The organism is Tunturibacter psychrotolerans (assembly GCF_040359615.1).
In the GTDB taxonomy this organism is placed as follows: Bacteria; Acidobacteriota; Terriglobia; order Terriglobales; family Acidobacteriaceae; genus Edaphobacter; species Edaphobacter psychrotolerans.
Map to the genome: position 1 here is coordinate 5,340,860 of NZ_CP132942.1, position 22,051 is coordinate 5,362,910.

Consider the following 22,051-nt stretch of genomic DNA (forward strand, 5'->3'; position numbering starts at 1 on the left):
GATAGCAACCGGGCCACGCAGCGCGCCGCAGGATTCGCGGTTAGTATGGATTCCTACACCCAGAACCGAATCGATTGAGACAGAACCGCCCAAACCTATGCCACGTCTCCGCAACTTCCATTTCGCTGCGCTTCTGATGCTGGAGTTCTTTTCGATAGCGCCCTCGCGCTCACAATCCGCAGCGCCGGTTCGGTACCGCATGATCGCGCTGGCGGAGGCCGGCAATGGGCTGCACCAAGGCTTTGTGGATGCCGCGCTCGAGTTCCTGGAGAAGACGGGAGCGAAGGAAGGTTTCGCGGTGGACTATATTCGCACGACAGATCCGATCACGGATGATTATCTGGCGCAGCACAAGCTGTTCGTGCAGTTGAATTATCCGCCGTACCGGTGGACACCGGTGGCAGAGGCCGCGTTCAAGAAGGCGATGGAGCTAGGAACGATCGGCTATATCGGGTTTCATCATGCGACCCTGCTGGGGAAGTTCGACGGGTTCGAGATGTCGCCGTTCTTTTACGACTTCATGGGCCGGATCCAGTTCAAGAGCTATATTCCGGAGTTTGCGACGGGCACGGTTCATGTGGAGGCTCCGAAGCATCCGGTGATGAAGGGACTTCCGAAGAGCTTTGTGATCGAGAACGACGAGTGGTACACGTACGACCGGTCTCCGCGGCCGAATGTGCATGTGCTGGCAAACGTGGATGAAGGCAGTTATCAGCCGGCGCGTGAGGTAAAGATGGGGGATCACCCGGTCGTGTGGAGTAATGAACACTACAAGGCCCGGAACGTCTACTTCCAGTTCGGCCATCATGGAGAGCTGCTGGGCAACGCGAACTTCCAAGAGCTGTTTCTGAATGCAATTCACTGGGCGGCGGAATGAGGAATGCGCATATATCTGAGAGCGGCTGCAATTCTTGTCATCGCATTTGCGGTGATGTCGAGCGCACACGCGCAAAATGCACCGTTCCGCGTACTCGCGTTCTGGACTACGGAGGGCGAGGTGGATCACTCGGACTTTGCACGCCAGGCGATTGAGTTCTTTACCGAGGCTGCGGTGCGCGACCACTTCGAGTTTCGAGCAACCACAGACTGGAAGGAGATGAACCCGGAGACTTTGGCGAAGACGCAAGTGGTGGTGTGGCTGAACGGACAACCTGACACTTCGGAGGAACGCGCGGCGTTCGAGAGATATATGAGCAATGGGGGTGCATGGCTGGGAACCCACGTCTCGGGCTATAACGACCGCAGCACGACGTGGCGCTGGTTTGTGGACTTCTTGGGCGGGGCGGTGTTCTTCGCGAACAACTGGCCTCCCCTTCCTGCAACGCTCCACGTTGATGACCCGACACATCCGGTAGTGAAGGGATTACCGCGCAGCTTTGTGGCGCCTGCGAACGAGTGGTATGTGTGGAAGCCCTCCGCGCGGGCGAATCCCGCTGTGAAGGTGTTGGTGACGCTGGATCCTTCGAACTATCCGCTGGGTTTCAAGGATCGTCTGCTCTCGGGGGATTGCCCGCTGGTATGGACAAATAAGAAATTCAGGATGTTGTATCTGAACATTGGCCACGGCGACAAGGTGCTGAGCACTCCAGAGATACGCACGCTCTTCGAGAACTCGCTGTTGTGGCTGGGCAGGCCGCAGAATTAGGTGGACCGTGGCGCGAGTGCGATCACATGGCTTCGCACCAAGGGTTTCCCGCGGTTGGTGAGATGCTTGTTGATGACGCCTTGTGATAGCCAGCACTCCTTATCGGATGGCTTGTCGTTTTGGGGTGGTAACCCCGAGTTGTCCACATGAGTGCCGATTCAAAATTGGGACATGCTCTGGCCTTAGAACATTCCACTCAATCAGCTATTGCAAGCGCCACATGGGAGCTCTATCTCAGTATTTCAGGGGAGGAGTCGGAGTAACCACGCAGGTTAGTCGTCATAAACGAGCCTCTCGTCACTTAACTCCCGGTTGGTCGAGCGAACCGCCCACGATTGAATTGAGACAGAATGTAAGAAGCTAAGAGATTCTCTATTTGATTCCAAATGATGACGAATCTTCCGAGTTCCGGTCCTATCACGGGCAATCCGGAAAAAAACAAATCGCTTCCGTCGTTCACTTCGTTAGATAGTTCATTCACACCGCAAGGCGACCGTTGGATCTACTCTGCTCGCAGTTCGGGCGGGAACCAGCGTCGCTATTAGCGCAACCAGTACCAATAGCACCGCGGCAACACCAAATGTGGCTGGATCGTGAACACGGACGCCGAACAAAAGATTTGCGAGTAGGCGCGTAGCCAGCAGGGCGAGCATAACGCCAAGAACTGTCCCCAGGATAATCAACCTCAGGCTTCGTCTGATTACCAGGCGCACGATGTCACTCCTGTCTGCTCCCAATGCCAGGCGTACGCCGATCTCGTGAGTTCGTTGTGCGACCAGAAAAGCAATAACTCCGTAAAGTCCTATGAGTGCAAGAGCAAAACCTGTCGAGGCGAAGAAGCTCATGAGCAGGGATTGGAATTTTGGTTGATCGGCGAGCTTGCTAACTCGTTCGCTCAGGGTGGCGATGTCGATTGGCAGAGTTGGATCGAGAGCCGCAACCTGAGAGCGAACCAAGAGCGCGGTCTTTTCCGGCAGCAATGAGCTGCGAACGACTACGACGGAGGTTCGGCCCCAGACGCCACCGGCTCTCCAGTCTTCCGGAAGATTCCTTCGTAACAAATAGAACTCCGGAACATCTTCGTTGGCGAGGCCGCTGTTTTTGACGTCTGCCGAGACCCCTACGATGGTGCTCCATGGGTTTGAGGCCATGAGTCGGTCGAAGCGCAAGCGGTGACCAATAGGACACTCATTCGGGAATAGCAACGAGGCTAGACGTTTGCTCAGGATGATGGGGCGACGAGTCGAGGTCATGTCCTCATCGCGGAAGCCTTCACCCTGCACGATGGGGATATCGAGTGCGTTGAAGTACTCGGGTGAAACCCTGCGCTTTGCAACAACACCACCAGTACCGGGAGGATAGAGCGGTCTTCCTTCGATAGCAATCTCCTGAAAACGCCCACTGAACTGATTCTCTGCTGGTGGGACAGAGTCGCTGATTGAGACCAAACTGATGCCCGGACTGAACCGAAGCCGAGCAGTCAGACGTTGAAAAAAGTCGAGCTCGCTTTGCGGTGTGGGGTAGCTGTGCTCTCCCAGCGTAATTCTGGCCGTGACGGTGTTGTCGGCGCGAATGCCTAGGTTTTGATCTTCGAGATTGCGGTAACTCCGTACCAATAGGAGGGCCACCGCGAGCAGGACCATGCTTGCTGAGATTTGCGCGACAACGAGCCACTGGCGCACGCTGGCGCTAGAGACGGAGGTACGGGTGCGTCCACTCAGCATTCGGCCCTCCGGCCTCTGAAGAGCAACCGCAAGACCGAAGAAGACGCCGCACAGAATTGAAAGGATGACAGTAAACCCAACGATTCGAAGATCCAAGTGAACCATACTTAGATATGGGATGTTTGACGGGGCTATGACAATGAAGACATGAAGAAGTCCTTGCGCAAGCACGCAGCCCGCAACCGCTCCAGCCATTGAGAGTAGAAGAGATTCGATAAGCGCCTGGCTCGCCAGTCTGGCCCGACTGGCCCCGAGGGCAGAGCGGACTGCAAGTTCGCGCTGACGCGCAGCACCCCGTGCCATCAACAGGCTCGCGACGTTGGCGCATGCGATGAGCAACACAGCAAACGCGGCACCGAGCAGGACCCATGCTGTAAGGCGCACGTCCTGCATCTGGCGGTCGCGCAGCGAACGAACCTTAAGATGGAAATCAGAACGGATCTCTGACGGAATTTGGTTCCTGCTCTGCTGGAAGAGTGGCTGCAAGGCGGTATCAGCTTGCTGAACAGTAGATTCAGGGTTGAGCGTGGCGAAGACTCTGCGTGGAGTGCCGAATCCGCCATTGGCTACTCGATCAGCCGCCTCGTCGACAGAAAGGGGAAACAAAATATCGGCCGCCTGTAGTCGAGGCATCTCGAAGTCTTTAGGAAGTACTCCGATGACACGGGTGGGTGCACCATCAATCCTGATGGTCCTGTTCAGGATTCCTGGATCGAGGTTGAACCGACTATTCCATAAGCCGTATGAGATAAGAACCGCTCTAGGACCACCGGGTCGGGCCTCTTCAGACAGGAAACTGCGTCCGAGCACGGGCGAAACGCCGAGTGTGGACAAGAAATTTCCTTCGACAGACGGACAATCGAGTTGCATGGGTGTGCCTTCGGTCAGGTCACACTCCCCCGTGCTCGCGCTTTCGGATGTCATCGACGCGAAGACTTTCTGCTTGCTGCGCCAGTCATAGTAAAACCCGCTAAGTAGGAATTCCTGGGTCTCGAGCGGTTGAACCAGACCTAGAGAAACGATTCGTCCATCATTCGCATAAGGTAGTGGGCGGAACAGGATGCGGTCGACCACACTGAAGACTGCACTGGTCGCTCCAATGCCAAGCATGAGAGTTGCGACAATGGTGATGGTAAAGATAGGATTGCGACGGAAGCCGCGGATGCTGTAACGAACATCTTGAAGTAGCGTCTTGGCGAGATAACCGGGCCGTTGCTCATGGGATTGCTGTCGTGTCCGCTCCATTCCTCCGAACGCTATAACCGCCTGCCGGCGAGATTCAAGCGGCGTCATGCCTGCGGCAATATTTGCTTGAATCTGCTGCTCAAGGTGAAACTGCAGTTCTTCGTCGATCTCATTATGAGACTTGGAATTCATCAGGAATCGAAGACGAGTTAGCCATTCTTTGAGCATCAAAATCTCCTACTTGAGTACCAGAGCGATTGCTGTCGAGACTCGTTCCCAATCTTTCAGTTCGGCTTCTAGCTGCCTTCGACCTGTTCGCGTCAACGAGTAGAACTTGGCTCTGCGGTTGTTTTCTGATGCCCGCCACTCCGCCAGAACCCATCCCTTGTATTCCAACCGATGGAGCGCCGGATACAGTGATCCTTGTCCAATCTGCAGTGCATCCCTGGAAACCTGCTGAATGCGCTGGGCTATACCCCATCCATGCATCGGCTCCAGGGCAAGAGTCCTTAAGACAAGCAAATCTAACGTTCCTTGGAGTAGATCAGTAGATGGCGACACGTTCCCCTCGGCTCTCTACAAGAGAATGCCCTGTCTCTTGTCGAGTGTCAAGGGGAAGTCCATAAGGACTCACTCTCTCTACGCTGATTCTTTCGTGTCGGGAAGATGCGGAGTCTTAGCAAGAAAGTCGCAAGTCCCGAATAACGGGCAAACCGGAAGTTATTCACTTGGACGTAAAACCGGCTATTTGGGCAAGTGACTATGAATCTGAGCTTGCCAATCCAACGGTGAACGAAGGGACATTATTACTGATTGTTCGCAGTCGCGACGTGCCACACCGCTGCAGAACATGGGTGCGCCGCCAGAGTTAAAGCTGTGTAACGGGGCCCAAATTGGCGCATTGCTCTGTTCTCGTCAAACTGAGGTTGAGCTTAGTTGCGGACACTTGTTCGCGATGATACCCGCGTGCGCTGAAGCTCGGACCAAAGTAAGACCGTTGTGTGTATGGGGTGGATTCGCAGGTTAATTTTGTGGCGCTGAGAGAACTTTTTTTGAGGGAGGAGTTTGTGGTGTTTTGTTGGGTTTTTGAGAAATTTTGGCGTTTTGGTGTGGTGATTTTGTGGTGTGGGTGTGGTGTTTTGCGTGGTGGATGTGGTGATTCAGCAGTCGTCTTTTGTGGTGATGAAAAATGTGACACGGATTCTGGATTTATTTTTTGGGCTTTCCCGTTCTGGGAATGAGCGATCTCGTCGGAGGGGGCGGCCAGGTCGATGACGTCTTTGTTGGTGATCTTTTGCCGAGTTGCTATTGGGTTTGGTGACGCTGGATTTGACTCATGCTATGGAGCGTGAGTCTTCCAACGCAATGGCCTGCTTGATACTTGCAGCAATACCGCGATAGGTGCGCTGAATCTCTCGCATGCGGAGGAGTTCGCCAGTGGTGTCGGGGGGATCGTTTGCGATCTGGTCCTCGATCGCCTGGATATCTCGCACGACGGACTTCAACTCTTCTTCGAGTAACTCACGCGGTGATTGAGGCATGGTCTCCTGCGCTTCGTTCTCATTCAGGGTACTGCTTTTTTCATTGATCGTCCTGGAGAACCGCGCTTCGCTCGAAGGCCCGATCATGCGATCTTGAGGCACCCGCGTGCGGCAATGAGGCTAAGTTCAGGAGGTGGGTGGGGTTATGCGAGTGGCGAGGAGGAGAGCCAGAGCGCCTGTGCTGAGGAGAATGAGGGTGGAGGGCTCGGGTACGGCGGGAGGAGTTGGCGGGGTTGTCTCGGGGGTGATGGCGAGGTCGTAGTAGTCGGGGCCGGTGATGGAGTGGGCGTAGTCGATCAGGCGGTAGGAGCCGGGGTCGATGGCGGCGGTGTCGGTATTGCCGGTGGAGGAGACGAAGGAGATGAGCGTGGGACCGGCGAGAACACCTACCTGGTCGAAGCTCAGACTATCGCCTGTGTTGCCGATGCCGGTGTAGAAGTGGACATTGAAGGTTTGGCCGCCGACTCCGTTGATGGTTCCGGTGGTGGTGGGGGCGGGGACGGTGACGAGGTGGTATTCGACTGGGAAGGTGAACTGTTGCGGAAGGGTGAAGGTGTAGGTGTTGGAGTCGCCGGTGATGGTGAAGAGGTCGGTGGTGTCGGCATTGGCGGTGCGGGGGAGGATCAGGGCAGAGGCGAAGAGCGGGAGTGCGAAGAGAGCTTTGCGCATGGAGGATTCCCTTCTCGGATTGGGTTTGAGGTAAGGGTGCGCTCGCTTTCGGGGGGCGTCAAGTGAATTTATGTGGGATGTTAGAGGTTCCCTCACATGCTCACATCGCTGAATTCGAAGTGGAATGCTCAACCCACTTTAGGGTGCCATGGATTTACGGCGTTTGAGCGTGGTGATTGCTCCGAGGGCGCCGGTGGCGAGCAGAATGAGACTGGCGGGTTCGGGGGTGGGAGCGATTGGGGTCTCCGGAGTGATGCTAAGGGTGAACGGAAGCGGTGGAGTGAAGGGGTGGTCGAAGAAGGTGTTTCCAGTTTGAAGTTGATAGGTTCCCGGAACAAAGGTGACGTTGAAGGTTCCCTCGTCCTCAGGGTTCGGAAATTCCGCGGGCACAACAAACCAGCTGTAGGGTATGGAGCCATACAGATCGGGAATGTTTGACTGCGGGTTGGAGTCGATGGTCAGGTCGGGAGCTGACTGAACGATTTCAAAATACGGGACGTAAAATGTGGCCCCTACGGTGGCAGGCGCTCCGTCGATTGTTCCGGGACCGCTCGCGGAGAAGCTATCGAAGTGTTGATGGAGAGTGTAGACCCCTGTGGCAGGGAGGGAAAAGGTGACGGTTTCGCCATTGCCGGTGAGGACGAAGTCGTCGATGGTGTCTGCGTGGGCGGTTAGGGTGATGGACAAGGCAGAGGCGAGGATTGCAAAGGCGAAGAGAGTTTTGCGCATGAGTGGTTCCCTTCTCGAATTTTCAGTGGGATAAGGGTGCGCTCGCTTTTTGGGGGCGTCAAGTGAATTTATGTGGGTGGGGAAGGGTTCGAGCTCCGCTCGAATGCCCACTCATGCGATGAGACCGCATGAATGGGGCACCCAAGGTATCGGCTGGACTTCATGTATGGGCCACCCGCCCACGAAGTCTTATCATCTGCTTCGGCTTGGAAGAGAAATCGGAACGTCTTTCAACCAACTCTGCACCCAGAGGAGACTCTTATGCCGTTTGCTCGTATCGATCTGCTTAAAGGAAAGACTGCGGAGTATCGCGCCATTATGGCCGACGTCGTGTACCAGGGGATCGTCGATGTCCTGAAGGCGCCGGACGGCGACCGCTTCGTCGTCATCGGCGAGCATACCCCCGACAATTTGATTTACGACCCTAAATTCCTCGGTTGGAATCGATCGACTGACTTCATGTTGATACAAGTGACCAGCACTGTCGGAAATAACAAGGAATCGAAGCTTGCGTTCTACCGATATATCGCCGACGAACTGAAGAGCAAGCTATCCGTGCGCCCTGATGACATTATGATCAACATGGTCTTCGTTGATCGCTCGGATTGGTCATTCGGCAATGGGGAGCCGTGGGTTTAGGTTCGCGCCAAAGCGCGAATGCCCACTCATGCGATGAAACTGCATGAATGGGGCACCCGAGGTATTGGCTGAATTCATGTATGGGCCACCCGCCACCCCAAATCTCAACTCCGATTTCATGTGTGGGCCACCCGCCCGACGTCGTGTACAAGGGGATCGTCGATGTCCTGAAGGCGCCGGACGGCGACCGCTTCATCGTCATCGGCGAGCATACCCCCGACAATTTGATTTACGACCCTAAATTCCTCGGTTGGAATCGATCGACTGATTTCATGTTGATCCAAGTGACCAGCACTGTCGGAAATAACAAGGAGTCGAAGCTTGCCTTCTACCGGTATATCGCCGACGAACTCAAGAGCAAGCTATCCGTGCGCCCTGATGACATCATGATCAACATGGTTTTCGTTGACCGCTCGGATTGGTCATTCGGCAATGGCGATCCGTGGGTTTAGGTTCGCGCCAAGGCGCGAATGCCCACTCATGCGATGAAACTGCATGAATGGGGCACCAAGGTATAGGCTTGAGTTCATGTATGGGCCACCCGCCCCGTCCCCCGTTAGTTGATCGCCGGCGGATTTGTGACAGGCTTCTGCAAAGTTTCGATACCATCTGAAACGACAGGCTCAGCTATTGGTTCGACCGGAATATCTACCTTTTTCGCCAATAGCGGTTCTCCAAACTTGGCTTCGAATGCTTTCTGAAAGATAGGCACTTTTCGAATCTCCTTAAAGAGAGGCCAAAGACGGTAACCGGCAGCGTCGATCCCGTCCTCGCCATCTTTCGGAACGATCTCCATTAGTTTGGCCACGCTCTCGTAATCATCATTGATAACAGCCGCTGCAAGCCTAAAGTTAGCGGAAGATGCACCCCAATCAATTTTGTTGACGATTGCCTTGGATTCTTCTTCTTTCCCGCTCCATTTATAAGCTTGGGCTCTGTTGATGCACATTTTTAATTTATTTACTTCACTTGCCACACCGCGGATACTGGACCCGAAATCGCTTATATTGCGAGCGAGTGTATAGTCTTCACGAACTAACAGCTCAAAGATAATAGTGATCAAAAGATAGTCTTGCTCTGCATTCTGATCAGGCCGTATTTTTCTCCAAGCTATCTGGATAGTTCTAATACCAGTTTCAAATAGGACATCTCGTGCTTGTTGCAGATACATCCGATTGATAGGTAAGTGTTCCCCAAGTTCTTTGAGTGGCGCGATCTCTCTCGTCAGATCTTTAGTTTTATCTTTGTATTGCTTCGAAACCAATCCTTCGTTGTGTACGCATAAATTTCTACGTTCAGTGATCTCTATGAACTTTTCGATTAGCGGCTCTTTTGGGTCCACTTGAAAGTCGAATTTCTTTGCTACCCACTGGATCTGGCTGAGATGACTTCCTCGTAAGACTTCATCCAGTTCATCCTCAATTAACTCTTGTAAGACTTCCTCGATAGAAGTGAACTTTGCTAAGTCTTTTACGCTGATTGTTCTTTCAGCGGTCCGAATTTTCTCGGGCTTGAGAAGAAACAGATTCTTGGTAGCGGCTACAAGGAAAGCATCATATTGGCTCACCATACTGATCAATAAACTTTGAGGGACAATTCTCTCAGCCATGGCAGCTTTTTCTCTTGCCGTCTTGAGCTTGAGATATTCTTGATACTCGTTTGAACCGGCGTTTAGAGTGAGCGTCTTTCCTTTTTTCGCATGCATCAGCGGTTGAATGTACGAATGAAGATTTTCTTGAGCCCTCCTTTTACTATTCATCATGATGAGCATTATTCTGTTTGCTGTTTCGAACAGTGCATCAAGTTTAAGTAAGAATGCATTAGCGTTATCGCTAAGTAACTCGTCAGTACTCTTGTTTTGCGGCACTTGGGCGGGAGTTGCAGCAGCAGCTTGCTCTGTTTTTTGGGCTGGCTCAATCATCAAAACTTCTTTCCTAATTCTTTAACAAATACGGAACAGAATGAGGCTAGCACTTCTGCCAGCCTCTTCTGTTTCCACCACCGCCGCCACGCATAATCTTTGAGCGCCTTTTAGCTGCAGCCGCTGGTGCTGCCGCAGGACATGCAGCGGTAGCAGGAACCGCTGCGGGTCATGATGGCTCCGCAGGTGGCGCAGGAGGGTGAGTCGCCCATCTCGTACATGGACTTCATGGCGTCGGAGGCGTGGTAGATGCCGCGGTCTTCGAGGGACATCGGGTCGGGGGATTCGAGTCCGCTGCGGGCGCTGAGGTCGGGCGCGATTCCCTGCTGGGGTGGGGTGGTGGTGTGGGTGTGCTCGTGGCTGTCGTACGTGCTAAAAGCAGATCCCTCCGCTCCGCTGCGGGATGACAACAAGGAAGACTGTGCGGGCTCCTGCTTGTGTTCCGCTGATGCGGAGAGATTGGGGATGATGACGTTGCCGGAGGCGTTGACGGTGCCTTCGACGGGGATGCTGGTTGGGATGGCGGCTTGTCCCTGGGCTTGTGGGCTTAGGCCGGCGAAGAGGTCGAATTGGTGTCCGGAGAGGAAGCGGATCTGGATCCAGCGGAAGATGTAGTCCATGATCGACTTGGCGTAGCCGATCTGCTCGTTGCCGGTCCAGCCGGAGGGCTCGAAGCGGGTGTGGGCGAACTTCTCGCAGAGGACACGGAGAGGAACGCCGTGCTGGAGGGCGAGGGAGACGGCGGTGGCGAAGGAGTCCATGAGTCCGGAGACGGTGGAGCCTTCCTTGGCCATGCGGATGAAGATTTCGCCGGGCTGGCCGTTTGGATATAGCCCGACGGTGATGTAGCCCTCGTGTCCGGCGAGGCCGAACTTGTGCGTGACGGAGGCGCGCTCGGCAGGGAGACGGTGGCGGACGGCGCGGGGCGGTGCCTGCGAGTCTGCGGCGTCGGAGTTCTGAAGAGCGGCTTCGGCGATCTGCTTGAGCTGCGTTTCGAGGGTGTGGATGCGGGTGTGGGCGGCGGTGGCGGTCTCCATGGCCTCGGTGAGCTGCTGGCGTGAGGCGGCCTTGGCGGCTTCGACGGCTTCCTCGATTTCGATGGAGCCTGCGGCTACGGGGGCTATGGCGTTGGAGGCGCGGGTTCCCTTCTTGTCGGCGTCGGTTTGCGCGGTGACGTTGAGGGGCTGGGTGCCTTTGGAGTTGTCGCGGTAGATGGCTACGGCCTTGAGGCCCTGGCGCCAGCTCTCCATGTAGGCTTCGGCGATGTCGTCGACGGAGCAGTCCTGCGGGAGGTTGACGGTCTTGGAGATGGCTCCGGAGAGGAAGGGCTGGGTGGCGCCCATCATCTTGATGTGGCCCATGTAGGAGATGCTGCGCGTTCCCTTGGAGGGCTTGAAGGAGCAGTCGAAGACGGCGAGGTGCTCGGGCTTGATGGCGGGCGCGCCTTCGATGGTGCCAGTGGCGTCGATGTAGCTGACGATGGCGTTGACCTCGGACTCGGAGTAGCCGAGCTTGATGAGGGCTGAGGGGACGGTGTTGTTGACGATCTTGATCATGCCGCCACCGACTAGCTTTTTGTATTTCACGAGGGCGAGGTCAGGCTCGATGCCGGTGGTGTCGCAGTCCATCATGAAGCCGATGGTGCCGGTGGGCGCGAGGACGGTGACCTGGGAGTTGCGGTAGCCGTGCTTCTCGCCGTGGGCGAGTGCGCCGTCCCAGGCGTGGCGGGAGGCTTCGATGAGCGAGTCGAGCTGGGGGACGGAGAAGGGCTCGGTGCTCTGCTTGGACTTGCCGATGTTGTTGACCTCGGCGCGGTGCATGCGGATGACGTCGAGGAAGGGTTCGCGGTTGACGTAGAAGCCGGGGCAGGCTCCGCCAGCGATTTCTGCTTGTTGCGTGAGCGGGGTGGCTGCGCCGAGGGGTGGGCAGGTTTCGGCGATGCGGGAGGACTGCCAGTAGGCGTCGCCGCAGAGGATGGAGGTGAGGGTGGCGGCGAAGTCGCGGCCGGCGTCGGAGTCGTAGGGGAGACCGAAGGCCATGAGGAGCGCGCCGAGGTTCGCGTAACCGAGGCCGAGGGGGCGGTAGTCGTGCGAGTTCTTCGAGATCATCTCGGTGGGGTAGCCGGCGGAGTCGACGATGATCTCCATAGCGGTGGTGACGATCTCGATGGCGTGGCGGTAGCTGGGGATGTCGAACTGGCCTCCCGGAGTGAGGAACTTTAGGAGATTGAAGGAAGCAAGGTTGCAGGCGGAGTCGTCGAGAAACATGTACTCCGAGCAGGGATTGGACGCGTTGATGCGGCCGGTGTTTTTGCTGGTATGCCAGCGGTTGATGGTGGAGTCGAACTGCATGCCGGGGTCGCCGCACTGCCAGGTGGCTTCGGCGATGTTGTGCATGAGGTCGCGGGCTTTGTACTCCTTGACGGGAGTGCGCTCCTTGACGGTGCGGGTGACGAAGGTGCCGTCGGACTCGACTGCGCGCATGAACTCGTCGGTGACGCGGACGGAGTTGTTGGCGTTCTGGAAGAAGATCGAGCTGTAAGCTTCGGAGTCGGGACCGCTGCCGTCGTAGCCGGCCTGCATGAGATGCCAAGCCTTCTGCTCTTCCTTCACCTTGCACTGGACGAAGTCTTCGATGTCGGGATGGTCGGCGTTGAGGATGACCATCTTGGCGGCGCGGCGGGTTTTGCCGCCGGACTTGATGACGCCAGCGAAGGCGTCGAAGCCGCGCATGAAGGAGAGCGGGCCGGAGGCGGTGCCGCCGCCGGAGAGGGTCTCCATGGAGCCGCGGATGTTGGAGAGGTTGGAGCCGGCGCCGGAGCCCCACTTGAAGAGCATGCCCTCGGTCTTGGCGAGGGTGAGGATGGAGTCGAGTGAGTCCTGCACAGAGTTGATGAAGCAGGCGGAGCACTGGGGCTTGGTGTAGCCGGTGACGGAGAACTCGACTTTGCCGGTGGTGGCGTTCCAGTGCCAGTTCTGAGCGTCGGAGTTGGGCTCGAGGCGGTCGCAACCTACGTTGAACCAGACGGGCGAGTTGAAGGCTACCTTCTGATTGAGGAGGAGGTGGGCGAGCTCAGCGTAGAAGGTGTCCGCGTCAGTCTGGGAGGCGAAGTAGCACTCGCGGATGCCCCAGTCGCGGACGGATTCGGCGACGCGGGTGATGAGGGCGCGGACGCCGGATTCGCGCTCGTCGGTGCCGTTGAGGCCGTGGAGGTACTTGCTGGCGACGATGTTGGTCGCGGTCATGGACCAGTCGGCGGGAACCTCGACGTTCTTCTGCTCGAAGATGGTCTTGCCCTTGAAGTCCTGGATGATGGCGTCGCGGAGCTCCCAGACGATCTCATCGTAGGGGGAGACGCCCGGCTTGGTGAAGTGGCGATCAAACGTCAGACCAGGGGTGCGCTGATTCTTGAAGTTGGCTGCTCCGGATGCGGTCTGGGCGGCGCCTTGTGTATGGGTCTGGTTGGGAATGGTGGCCATGAGGGGAGTACTCCTTCTAATTTGATGAAAAAACCAAGGTGTCGATGCTCCCGAAAGGCGTTCGAACGGGAGGTAAAACTAACGAGTAGAGCGCTGGATATTTATCCGGCTTGGCTGAGCCGGCGGCGTTCTGGTCGTGAAATGTAAGGAACTTTGGCCGTCTTTTGCGTGGCTGCAGTCGTGAAAGTAACGCCCCTTATGGGGTGTGTCAAGTATAAAGCACAACATGTTGTGTTGGCTGTGCGAATACCCCTGTTTATGCGTTGTTAATGTGTCAAAACGGTAAAAACCTTTGTTTTTGCTGTGGATTTTGCGAAATCAGCACGGCGGGTGCGGATTTACTGATCCGTAATGGGACAGATTTGAGGGTAGGCGCGGAAGGGTCGGATGGCAAGGCGCATGTGGTGTGGATGGGGGTGGAAATGTGGGAAAGAGGGCGGCTTTCCTGGAGGAGTTCCGGGATCGCGAATTGACCAAAAACAGCGGAGAGTGAACTCGCGTGTAATGTGTTGCGTAGCGTTCGGCTGACGGAGGATTTCTGGTGCAGACAGAGATTGGCTCGGGCAGGGAGACCCGAACAGAGACCGTGGCGCTGATTGGGATTGCGCTGGCCGTAATGCTGATTCATCTGTTGACGAATGGTCGCTACGGATTTCATCGGGATGAGTTCCAGTTTTTGAGCGATGCGCGGCATCTGGACTGGGGATTTGTCGCCTATCCTCCGTTTACTCCGTTTGTGGAGCGGGTTGGTTTGCAGCTGTTTGGGGTGTCCATGGTGGGGTTGCGCTTGTTTTCCGTGATTGCCCAGGCACTGGCGATTGTGGTGACGGGGTTGATGGCGCGGGAGTTGGGCGGTGGACGGCTGGCGCAGGTGACCGCGGCGCTGGCTGTGGCGACCTCGGGGCTGCCGGTGTTTGAGGGGACGGAGTTTCAATACTCCTCGTTCGATTATCTGTGGTGGGTGTTGATCGCTTATTGCGTGATTCGGTTGTTGAAGACGGAGGATCCGCGGTGGTGGATCGGAATTGGCGTGTTTGTCGGTGTGGGGCTGATGACCAAGTACACGATCTTGTTTTTTATCACGGGGATTCTGGGTGGGATGGTGTTGAGTTCGGCGCGCCGCTACCTTGCCAGTGGCTGGTTCTGGGGTGGAGTGGCGGTCGCGCTGGTGATCTTTGCGCCCAATTTTTTGTGGCAGGCGCGGCATGGATTTATCTCGGCCGACTTTCTGCGGCATATTCATGCGCGGGATGTGAGGCTAGGACGGGCGAATGGTTTTTTGAAAGACCAGTTCGTGATCTGCGCGAACCTGGCTACGGCTCCTATATGGATCGCCGGGGTGATTCATTTTCTTCGGAACGAGCGATACCGGATGCTGGGGTGGATGTACCTTATTCCGTTTGCGCTCTTTTTGGTAGGTAAGGGGCGGGGGTACTATCTTGCGGCGGCCTATCCGATGCTGCTGGCGATGGGTGCCGTGGTTTGGGAGAGAAGGGTCGCTGGGCTTACGCGAGTGTGGCGGCGGGTTGTGCTGGGGGTGGGGTTTGCTGCGATGGCGGCTTATGGGGTCTTTATTTATGCCGTTATCGTGCCGCTGGCGGCGGATGGGCCGCTAAAGCAGTTTGCGCTGAAGAACAATGGGGATCTGCGCGAGGAGCTTGGCTGGAAGGAGATGGTCGGTTTGGTGGCGGGGATTCGCGATTCCCTTCCCGCTGAGCAACGCTCGAATGTTGGCGTGTTTACTGCGAACTATGGAGAGCAAGGCGCGCTGGAGATTCTGGGGCCTGCATATGGTTTGCCGATGCCTATCAGCAGGACTAACTCGGCTTGGCTGCGGGGGTACCCGACGGTGCCGCCTACGACGCTGATTGTTTTGGGATTCTCGAAGGCTACCGCGGAGAAGATGTTTACGGACTGCAGGCCGGTGGGGCGTGTCGATAATCCTGAAGGAGTGGAGAATGAGGAGCGGGGTGGGAGTGTGTTTGTGTGTGGGCCACCGCGGCTTCCCTGGCCTGAGTTCTGGAAGGAGTACCAGGCTTACGGGTGATGTCTGTGGTGGAGAGAAAAAGCAAATACAGGGATCCTTCCCCTTCGACTTCGCTCAGGGGCAGGATGACGGCTTCTGATTTGAGCTTCCTTGTGATCTTTCGTATTTAGACTGCACGGATGAAGCGGAGTCGCTGGCGGAGTTGGGCGGTGGCTTCGCGGTGGCAGAGGAGACAGAGGGTGCGGAGGTTGTCGAGGTCGCACTGGCCGCCGCCTTCGGCGACGGGACGAATGTGGTCGGCGTCCCAGAGGCTGCGGCGTGCAACGATGGACTTCATGCCGTAGAGGCGGAGGCCGGCGGCGCGGGCGGGGCCTCGGGCTCGCTTGAGGGCGTTGTAGGCGGCGATGGTGTCGATGGCGCATGCGGAGCAGATGCCGCGGTCGCGGGCAAGGACCTGGTCGCGGAGGTAGCCGGGGTCGGTGCGGAGACGCCATTGATGGACGCAGTAGTCGCTGCAGAAGGTGCGGCGGCGTTTGGCCAGAATTTCGAGTTCGCACCAGCGGCAGAGGGGCAGGTTGTTGGGGCCGACCGGAAGGGCCTGACGCGTGGTGCGGCCGCCGGGGAGGGTGCGAGGGACGATCATGCTGATTCGAGAATAGGGTGCAACGGGGGACGGCGAAATTGTTGAGGCTGGTTCTGTCCCGTTTGAGCGGGGGATGTCCAGCTAACTCTGGGCGAGGATCAGACTTCGAAGTCTACTTCGAGGGCTTCGACCAATGGAACGAGCCAGGAGAGAAGTTGGAGATGGACCGGGTGGGTTGCGTAGGCGTCCATCGAATCACGGTCCGCAAACTTCATGACGCCGCCGAATTCGTAGCCTTGGGAGCGGGGCGAAAAGTTGGCCCCGACGTTGGTTTCGAGGATGCCGGGGATCTGGGAGTGGAGTTCGCTGATCTCATCGTAGGCTCGCTCTTTTTGAGCATCGGTGGTTCCGGGTTTCCAGCGGAAGCAAAAGGTGTGGATGATCATGGAGGTATAGTAATTTGGCTCGCGGTTCGCGATGTAACAAGAGTTGACTATGATCGTTGAGGAAGTGGAGGGCGCGATGTCCAAGACACAGTCGACGATGGTGGCACTGGGGAGTACGGCTCCGGCATTTGAGCTGGTGGATGTGGTGAGCGGCAAGGCTGTCGGGCGGGACGATGTGTTTGCGACGGCCTCAGAGGATGCGCGGGCAGATGCGGCGAACTGCTCGGCGACGGGATGCCACGGGATGCTGGTGATGTTTCTTTGCGTCCATTGCCCATATGTAAAGCATGTGGAGGAGGAGCTGGCGCGGATTGGGAAAGACTACGAGGGCAGGATTGCGATAGCGGCGATCTCTTCAAACGATGTGGTGGCCTATCCGCAGGACGGGCCGGAGGAGATGAAGAAGCAGGCGGAGCGGCTTGGGTTTCGTTTTCCTTACCTGTATGACGAGACGCAGGAGGTGGCGCGGGCCTATGACGCAGCTTGTACGCCGGACTTCTTTTTGTTCGATGCGGGAATGGCGCTGGTGTACCGCGGCCAGCTGGATGATAGCCGGCCACGAAGAGGCGACTCGGGCAACGATATTCCTGTGACGGGCAAGGATCTGCGGGCTGCGATGGATGCGGTGATCGCAGGCAAGCGGCCGGATACGAATCAACGGTTCGCTGTTGGGTGCAATATCAAGTGGAAAGAATAGACTGACGATTTGTGAAGGAGAGAGCTAATGGATGCTGTACTAGAAGAGCTGAAGGCAGGAGTTCGGCGGTTTCGGACTGAGGTCTACCCGGAACATGAGCAGGCCTATGTGAAGGCGGCCAGCGTACCCCAGACACCGCACGCGCTGATTGTGACGTGCGCCGACTCGCGAATTGATCCTGAATTGATTACACAATCGCGGCCGGGAGATGTATTTGTAACACGAAATGTCGGGAACCTGGTGCCGGCGTATGGCGAGATGCTGGGCGGCGTGAGCGCGGTGATTGAATATGCCGTTTCGGCGCTGAAGGTACAGCATGTCGTGATATGCGGACACTCGGATTGCGGAGCGATGAAAGGTCTGCTGAACCCGGAGTCTCTCGAGAAGTTGCCGACGGTGAAGAGCTGGCTAAAGAATGCACATGCTGCGTTGAGCGTGGCAAACTCGCTGACGGAGACCGACGAGAATAAGGAGGAGCGGCTTCGGCGGCTGACGGAGGAGAATGTACTGCTGCAGATGCAGCATCTGCGGACGCATCCGTCGGTCGCGGGTGCGATGGCGCGTGAGGAACTAACGATCTCCGGATGGGTGTACGACATTGGTAAGGGCGAGGTGAGGATCTCGGAGGATGGCGGCCGGGTGTTTGTGCCTGTGACGATTAAGGGCGAGAGCGCATGATCGTTCCGAGCGGGCGACAGCTGGTGCCGATGCTGAAGTATGTGGGCAAGCCGCTGCTGCTGCTAGTGCTGTATGACCTTGCGGTGGTGGTGGCTTACAAGCTGATGCATTGGGATTGGATCGCGATGCCTCATATTCCGTTGGCGCTGTTCGGCTCTGCGATTGGAATCGTTGTTGCGTTTCGAAATCAGTCCGCCTATGCCCGGTGGTGGGAGGCTCGGATTCTGTGGGGCTCGATCGTGAACAACTCGCGGAGCTGGGCGAGACAGGTGACGACGGGGATGTTGTCGCTGAAGGGCGGAGAGGCCGCAGAGCTGAAGGAGATGCAGCGGAGAATGGTGTATCTTCAGATCGCATTCGTCCATGCGCTGCGGCAACATCTTAGGAAGTTGGAGCCGTGGATCGAGTTAGCTCGGGTGTTGGAGGAACGAGAGGTTGCTGCGCTACGGCCGGAGAAGAATGTTCCTCTTGCGATACAGGAGATGATGGGTCAACTGCTGCTTGAGTGCCAGACACGGGAGTGGATTGATGCGTTGCAGTGGCGGGCGATGGACGAGAGTCTGAATGATCTTGCGGATGCACAGGGAGGTGCAGAACGGATCAAGAACACGCCGATGCCAAAGCAGTACGAATACTTTCCGCAGCTGTTTGTACACATCTACTGTGTGCTGCTTCCGCTTGCGCTGGTTACAAACATGGGGTGGCTTACGCCGCTTGGTTCGACGCTCGTTGGGTTTATTTTTCTGGCTCTCAACCAGATCGGCCGTGATTTGGAAGATCCGTTTGAGAACACGGTCTTCGATGTGCCGTTGACTTCGATTACAACGACGATTGAGACCAATCTGCGGCAGTTACTGGGTGAGAAAGAGTTGCCTCAGGCTGTCGTACCTGTTGACGGAGTGATGTGGTAGTTGCGTTTGAGGTCTTGTTGAGAGCCCCGGCTTCGCGCCGGGGCTTTTTGCGTTAGGGATCAGGCGTGGGTGGTGCCGTCGGAGCCGTGAAGTTTCACAAGCTTGTTGTAGATGCCGAGGATGAGGAAAGGCGCAGCCCATTGGCCAACGAATAAGGAAGTGTGCGGTTTCTTGGCGGCCTGGAATCCTACAGACACCGCCATCGATCCCAAGGCCAGAGCAAGATAGACGCTAGAGGGAACCTGAGCGGTCACTTTTTCGATGGCTGCGGTGAGCTGATCTTCCTGAACATCTCCTTGACTTACGCGATAGTCGGTCATAAACAAATCTCCTTAACGGCGTTGCCGTCATGTAAGGAGAGATGCCGGATTCGCGTGGGTAGCCGTGGGAGTTTTGTGGAGTTTGGCTGGGTCAACAGGTGTTTGGATTGCGTTGATGTGGTCGAGACGGTTGCCTAGAGCCAGTCCAGCTTGCGGAGGATCCAGAGAAGGAGTGCGGTAACGAGGATGGTGATGCCGATGATCCATTCGGCTCCGTGAGGGGATTCTTCGAAGGGTAGACCTTTGAGGTTCATCCCGTAGATGCCGGAGATGGCGATTGCAGGTAGAGCGACGGTGCCGAGGATGGTAAGGACCTTGACGACCTCGTTGGTGCGATTGGAGACCGACGAGAGGTAGATGTCAAGGGTGTTGTTGAGTAGATCGCGCTGGGTTTCGACCGAGTCCAACAGCCGCGCGACGTGATCGTAGGTGTCGCGGACGTAGGGCTGATTTTCAGCATCGATGATGGTATTGGGATCGCGCTGAAGATGGAGCGAGGCATCACGGGTGTTGACGAGGACACGGCGAAGGTCAATGAGTTCACGCTTGATGGCGAAGACGGATTGAAGGATTTCGGGGGAGGGATCGTCGAAGACTTTGTCTTCGAGCTGGTCGATGCGATCGTCGAAGTGGTCGATAGCGGGAAAGTAAAGATCGACGATGGTGTCCAGGATGAGGGAGACGAGTTTGGCGGGGTGCTGGTCGTCGCCGTCGCGGCGGGCGCGGGCCAGAGCCTGCTCGGTGGTTGGGCATGTGGGGTCTGAGATGGTGATGAGGAAGTCTTTGCCAGCGAAGATGTCAATGGGGGAAAAAGAAGGCTTCTGTTCGCCAGGGTTGTCGGGGTCAGGGATGAGGCGGACGGGCTTGAAGACAGCGAAGGTGTAGGCTGCGCCAGAGTCAACCTTGACGCTTTCGTCATGAGTACGAGTGTCTTCGAGATGGAGGGGATGAAGGTTGTATTGTTTGGCGAGTTCGTCGAGCTTGGGATCGTTGGCGTCTTCGAGTTGATACCAGGGCATGAGGTTCCTTGTCTTGCTTCATGATTTGGCAGTGGGCCGGCTGCTTGCGTTCATCGTACTGCGGTTGGGTTCGGCTCAAGGACACTCGTTTATAGATGTTTTGCGAAGAAGGCCAAAGTTCGCTGCTGAGCATCCTGAAGGGCGGCGCCAGTGAAGCCGTGATCCTGATCAGGATAGAGATGGCTGTCGCAGGTTAGATCTTTCAGTTCGCAGAGTCGCTGAAGTTGGTGCGCGTTTGCTACAGGGATGTTTCGGTCATGTTCTCCATGCAGGATGAGGAGCGGAGCCATGGATTTGAAGTTGTAGAAAAAGCTATCTGGAAGAGCACCGTACCAGTCGGCGATGGCCTGAACAGGTAGCCCCTGGGAACCGGCCGCGAGTGCGACGGACGACCCCATCGACATGCCTATGAGTCCGAAGTGTCTTTTATTGTTTTCGGATGAAGACCGCTGGTCGATGAGAAGATCCGTTACGGCTTGTACCCAAGCGCGGTAGTTGGCGTCGCTGGGACTGTGATCTGTGGTCGCGTCGAAGTAGTGTGGGAACAGTACGAGGTAGCCATGAGAGGCGAAAAATGTTGCCTGCTCTTGATAGAACGGGATGGATGGCCCGCTGGCTCCATGAAGAACAATAATCGTTGCGGGAGACGAGGGGTCGCCGAAGGTCTCGTATCGCATCGTATGCTGTTGCGTTTGGATGACGCCAGACGTGACTGCAACTCGGGTCTGTGCCAGCAACCTGATGGGCTGCGCGAGAAGCAACAGTGTCGCTATGACAGGAAGAAGATTCAGCGCTGCGCCATGCCCGGCGGTTTGCATGCGGGATTTATATCACCCGTGAGTTGAAATCGCATCAAGCTGGCTGCAGAGAGCAGTTTATTTGGGTTGAAGGTTCTTTAGCGTCTTGGTGATGCTTCTGGCTCCGGAGAAGACTGCCATCTTTGTGCTGTCGATGACCTTGCTTCTGCCCGGCGGCGTGGGGTTGATGCCGAGTTTGCGTAGCTGATGATTTACGCGGAAGAGATCCCGGTCAAATGCAATCGATTCGTAACCGATGCTGAGCGACATCGAGGAAGTGGGGCCGCTTTCGACCATGTGCGGGAAGTGCATGGGGATGTGAACGCCGGTTCCGGGCTCCATTTCAAAACGCTCGGCGCGCGACCTGATCTCTTCGCGGAACGCAATCTCGTTTTTCGCCCAATACTTTTCGATATCGAGGTCTTTGAGAATTTCTTTGTCGCTTCCGTCGAAGATGTAGATGGTTTTAGTGCCTTGAATCTGCAGGAGGAAGCTGTCTTCGCTGTCGATGTGATAGGGAGTGAATTCATTTGGAGATGTGAGGAAGAGAGTCTCCATGGGTGCGCGGTACTCTTTGCTGAGGTCGACATGCGTGAGCTCTGAAAGCTCTCGGGTCATGGTCTCGAGGACCTTGTCGTATCTGGGCTGGGTGTGAATGAAGCTGAGCTTCATCCTCATCCGGCTGAGGTCGGAGTGACGAAAGGCCTCGACGAGGCTCGCCTTGTGATCCTCGCTTCCCCACTCTCTGAACTTCCTATCGAGATAAAAGAAACCGGATTTGGTGTTGTCACGACTCCAAATTTCGGCGAGTTTTTCTACGGATTGAGTGGAGAAGAGATCGTTGGAGTCGAGGTTGTGGGAGAAGAGAAAGGGCTTTCGCCTGAAGTAATCTGAAAATTCTTTTTCTGGTTGGAAGTACGTGTAAGTCACAGGGCCCCCCGGCAGATCGCAAACTCGCTAATCTGGTTCGACAAGCGAATGGTACAGGGGCGCAGTATCTACTTCAATTTTAAAGTGATTCGTCCTATGCGATTCGCGCAGTACTTTCGAGGGTTTGCGAGTAGGTAACCAGGCTGGGAGT

22 protein-coding genes are annotated in these 22,051 nt (G+C 56.4%); 9 read left to right on the forward strand and 13 right to left on the reverse strand.

The genetic code is table 11. The annotated features are described in order from the left end of the window. Positions 1-97 precede the first annotated feature (97 nt). The gene (locus RBB77_RS22355; RefSeq protein ID WP_353063908.1) at positions 98-877 is read left to right on the forward strand and encodes a ThuA domain-containing protein; all 780 of its coding nucleotides are present in this window, start codon (positions 98-100) and stop codon (positions 875-877) included. A 3-nt stretch (positions 878-880) separates the two neighbouring features. After that, positions 881-1,645: a ThuA domain-containing protein gene (locus RBB77_RS22360; protein ID WP_353063909.1), complete on the forward strand. Its 765-nt coding sequence runs from the start codon at positions 881-883 to the stop codon at positions 1,643-1,645. Between the two features lie 473 nt (positions 1,646-2,118). Here the strand turns inward: RBB77_RS22360 and RBB77_RS22365 are convergent, their stop codons facing one another. Together RBB77_RS22365 and RBB77_RS22370 are read right to left on the reverse strand one after the other, a co-directional pair. Beyond that, positions 2,119-4,782 carry an ABC transporter permease gene (locus RBB77_RS22365; protein ID WP_353063910.1) on the reverse strand — a complete coding sequence of 888 codons (2,664 nt, stop codon included), beginning with the start codon at positions 4,780-4,782 and terminating at the stop codon, positions 2,119-2,121. 9 nt (positions 4,783-4,791) lie between these two features. After that, positions 4,792-5,115, reverse strand: coding sequence for a PadR family transcriptional regulator (locus RBB77_RS22370; RefSeq protein ID WP_353063911.1), 324 nt, complete (start codon positions 5,113-5,115; stop codon positions 4,792-4,794). A 470-nt stretch (positions 5,116-5,585) separates the two neighbouring features. Between RBB77_RS22370 and RBB77_RS22375 the strand changes: the two genes are divergently transcribed. After that, positions 5,586-5,795, forward strand: coding sequence for a hypothetical protein (locus RBB77_RS22375; protein ID WP_353063912.1), 210 nt, complete (start codon positions 5,586-5,588; stop codon positions 5,793-5,795). 93 nt (positions 5,796-5,888) lie between these two features. Here the strand turns inward: RBB77_RS22375 and RBB77_RS22380 are convergent, their stop codons facing one another. The 3 genes from RBB77_RS22380 to RBB77_RS22390 all read right to left on the reverse strand — a co-directional run bounded on the left by RBB77_RS22380 (position 5,889) and on the right by RBB77_RS22390 (position 7,493). After that, the gene (locus tag RBB77_RS22380; protein ID WP_353063913.1) at positions 5,889-6,095 is read right to left on the reverse strand and encodes a hypothetical protein; all 207 of its coding nucleotides are present in this window, start codon (positions 6,093-6,095) and stop codon (positions 5,889-5,891) included. A gap of 126 nt (positions 6,096-6,221) precedes the next feature. Beyond that, on the reverse strand, positions 6,222-6,764 hold the full coding sequence (locus RBB77_RS22385; RefSeq protein WP_353063914.1) for a PEP-CTERM sorting domain-containing protein: 543 nt from the start codon (positions 6,762-6,764) through the stop codon (positions 6,222-6,224). 138 nt (positions 6,765-6,902) lie between these two features. Further along, on the reverse strand, positions 6,903-7,493 hold the full coding sequence (locus RBB77_RS22390; RefSeq protein WP_353063915.1) for a PEP-CTERM sorting domain-containing protein: 591 nt from the start codon (positions 7,491-7,493) through the stop codon (positions 6,903-6,905). Between the two features lie 261 nt (positions 7,494-7,754). Between RBB77_RS22390 and RBB77_RS22395 the strand changes: the two genes are divergently transcribed. Beyond that, complete coding sequence (locus RBB77_RS22395; RefSeq protein WP_353063916.1) at positions 7,755-8,132, forward strand: tautomerase family protein; 378 nt, start codon at positions 7,755-7,757, stop codon at positions 8,130-8,132. Between the two features lie 122 nt (positions 8,133-8,254). Next, positions 8,255-8,584: a tautomerase family protein gene (locus RBB77_RS22400; RefSeq protein ID WP_353063917.1), complete on the forward strand. Its 330-nt coding sequence runs from the start codon at positions 8,255-8,257 to the stop codon at positions 8,582-8,584. A gap of 104 nt (positions 8,585-8,688) precedes the next feature. On the opposite strand, the gene RBB77_RS22405 is transcribed toward RBB77_RS22400, so the two are convergent. Beyond that, a complete protein-coding gene (locus RBB77_RS22405; protein WP_353063918.1) occupies positions 8,689-10,053 on the reverse strand; it encodes a hypothetical protein in 1,365 nt (454 codons plus the stop codon). A 110-nt stretch (positions 10,054-10,163) separates the two neighbouring features. Beyond that, positions 10,164-13,532 carry a vitamin B12-dependent ribonucleotide reductase gene (locus RBB77_RS22410; RefSeq protein WP_353063919.1) on the reverse strand — a complete coding sequence of 1,123 codons (3,369 nt, stop codon included), beginning with the start codon at positions 13,530-13,532 and terminating at the stop codon, positions 10,164-10,166. A 541-nt stretch (positions 13,533-14,073) separates the two neighbouring features. On the opposite strand from RBB77_RS22410, the gene RBB77_RS22415 reads away from it, so the two are divergent. Further along, positions 14,074-15,579: a glycosyltransferase family 39 protein gene (locus RBB77_RS22415; RefSeq protein WP_353063920.1), complete on the forward strand. Its 1,506-nt coding sequence runs from the start codon at positions 14,074-14,076 to the stop codon at positions 15,577-15,579. 106 nt (positions 15,580-15,685) lie between these two features. Here the strand turns inward: RBB77_RS22415 and RBB77_RS22420 are convergent, their stop codons facing one another. Both RBB77_RS22420 and RBB77_RS22425 read right to left on the reverse strand, forming a co-directional pair. Next, on the reverse strand, positions 15,686-16,162 hold the full coding sequence (locus tag RBB77_RS22420; protein WP_353063921.1) for an HNH endonuclease signature motif containing protein: 477 nt from the start codon (positions 16,160-16,162) through the stop codon (positions 15,686-15,688). Positions 16,163-16,260: 98 nt separating this feature from the next. Further along, entirely contained in the window at positions 16,261-16,548 is a 288-nt protein-coding gene (locus tag RBB77_RS22425) for a Dabb family protein (protein WP_353063922.1), read from the reverse strand. A gap of 76 nt (positions 16,549-16,624) precedes the next feature. On the opposite strand from RBB77_RS22425, the gene RBB77_RS22430 reads away from it, so the two are divergent. The 3 genes from RBB77_RS22430 to RBB77_RS22440 are packed head-to-tail and all read left to right on the forward strand — an operon-like array spanning position 16,625 to position 18,834. Continuing rightward, entirely contained in the window at positions 16,625-17,245 is a 621-nt protein-coding gene (locus tag RBB77_RS22430; protein ID WP_353063923.1) for a thioredoxin family protein, read from the forward strand. Positions 17,246-17,272: 27 nt separating this feature from the next. Continuing rightward, positions 17,273-17,923, forward strand: coding sequence for a carbonic anhydrase (locus RBB77_RS22435; RefSeq protein ID WP_353063924.1), 651 nt, complete (start codon positions 17,273-17,275; stop codon positions 17,921-17,923). Then, positions 17,920-18,834: a bestrophin family protein gene (locus tag RBB77_RS22440; RefSeq protein WP_353063925.1), complete on the forward strand. Its 915-nt coding sequence runs from the start codon at positions 17,920-17,922 to the stop codon at positions 18,832-18,834. The genes RBB77_RS22435 and RBB77_RS22440 overlap by 4 nt, the downstream gene beginning before the upstream one ends. Before the next feature lie 59 nt (positions 18,835-18,893). Here RBB77_RS22440 and RBB77_RS22445 read toward each other — a convergent pair whose 3' ends face one another. The 4 genes from RBB77_RS22445 to RBB77_RS22460 form a co-directional block, all read right to left on the reverse strand. Further along, entirely contained in the window at positions 18,894-19,154 is a 261-nt protein-coding gene (locus RBB77_RS22445; RefSeq protein WP_183977236.1) for a hypothetical protein, read from the reverse strand. Between the two features lie 134 nt (positions 19,155-19,288). Then, complete coding sequence (locus RBB77_RS22450; protein ID WP_353063926.1) at positions 19,289-20,173, reverse strand: magnesium transporter CorA family protein; 885 nt, start codon at positions 20,171-20,173, stop codon at positions 19,289-19,291. A gap of 89 nt (positions 20,174-20,262) precedes the next feature. Beyond that, a complete protein-coding gene (locus RBB77_RS22455; protein WP_353063927.1) occupies positions 20,263-20,991 on the reverse strand; it encodes a dienelactone hydrolase family protein in 729 nt (242 codons plus the stop codon). Positions 20,992-21,048: 57 nt separating this feature from the next. Continuing rightward, positions 21,049-21,900 carry a JmjC domain-containing protein gene (locus RBB77_RS22460; RefSeq protein WP_353063928.1) on the reverse strand — a complete coding sequence of 284 codons (852 nt, stop codon included), beginning with the start codon at positions 21,898-21,900 and terminating at the stop codon, positions 21,049-21,051. Positions 21,901-22,051: the final 151 nt, after the last annotated feature.

Bases quoted from the DNA above. Each gene is read 5' to 3' on its own strand.
- RBB77_RS22355 (WP_353063908.1), top strand. From the start codon at position 98: ATGCCACGTCTCCGCAACTTCCATTTCGCTGCGCTTCTGATGCTGGAG.
- RBB77_RS22360 (WP_353063909.1), top strand. From the start codon at position 881: ATGCGCATATATCTGAGAGCGGCTGCAATTCTTGTCATCGCATTTGCG.
- RBB77_RS22365 (WP_353063910.1), bottom strand. From the start codon at position 4,782: ATGCTCAAAGAATGGCTAACTCGTCTTCGATTCCTGATGAATTCCAAG.
- RBB77_RS22380 (WP_353063913.1), bottom strand. From the start codon at position 6,095: ATGCCTCAATCACCGCGTGAGTTACTCGAAGAAGAGTTGAAGTCCGTC.
- RBB77_RS22385 (WP_353063914.1), bottom strand. From the start codon at position 6,764: ATGCGCAAAGCTCTCTTCGCACTCCCGCTCTTCGCCTCTGCCCTGATC.
- RBB77_RS22390 (WP_353063915.1), bottom strand. From the start codon at position 7,493: ATGCGCAAAACTCTCTTCGCCTTTGCAATCCTCGCCTCTGCCTTGTCC.
- RBB77_RS22395 (WP_353063916.1), top strand. From the start codon at position 7,755: ATGCCGTTTGCTCGTATCGATCTGCTTAAAGGAAAGACTGCGGAGTAT.
- RBB77_RS22405 (WP_353063918.1), bottom strand. From the start codon at position 10,053: ATGATTGAGCCAGCCCAAAAAACAGAGCAAGCTGCTGCTGCAACTCCC.
- RBB77_RS22410 (WP_353063919.1), bottom strand. From the start codon at position 13,532: ATGGCCACCATTCCCAACCAGACCCATACACAAGGCGCCGCCCAGACC.
- RBB77_RS22420 (WP_353063921.1), bottom strand. From the start codon at position 16,162: ATGATCGTCCCTCGCACCCTCCCCGGCGGCCGCACCACGCGTCAGGCC.
- RBB77_RS22425 (WP_353063922.1), bottom strand. From the start codon at position 16,548: ATGATCATCCACACCTTTTGCTTCCGCTGGAAACCCGGAACCACCGAT.
- RBB77_RS22430 (WP_353063923.1), top strand. From the start codon at position 16,625: ATGTCCAAGACACAGTCGACGATGGTGGCACTGGGGAGTACGGCTCCG.
- RBB77_RS22435 (WP_353063924.1), top strand. From the start codon at position 17,273: ATGGATGCTGTACTAGAAGAGCTGAAGGCAGGAGTTCGGCGGTTTCGG.
- RBB77_RS22440 (WP_353063925.1), top strand. From the start codon at position 17,920: ATGATCGTTCCGAGCGGGCGACAGCTGGTGCCGATGCTGAAGTATGTG.
- RBB77_RS22445 (WP_183977236.1), bottom strand. From the start codon at position 19,154: ATGACCGACTATCGCGTAAGTCAAGGAGATGTTCAGGAAGATCAGCTC.
- RBB77_RS22450 (WP_353063926.1), bottom strand. From the start codon at position 20,173: ATGCCCTGGTATCAACTCGAAGACGCCAACGATCCCAAGCTCGACGAA.
- RBB77_RS22455 (WP_353063927.1), bottom strand. From the start codon at position 20,991: ATGCAAACCGCCGGGCATGGCGCAGCGCTGAATCTTCTTCCTGTCATA.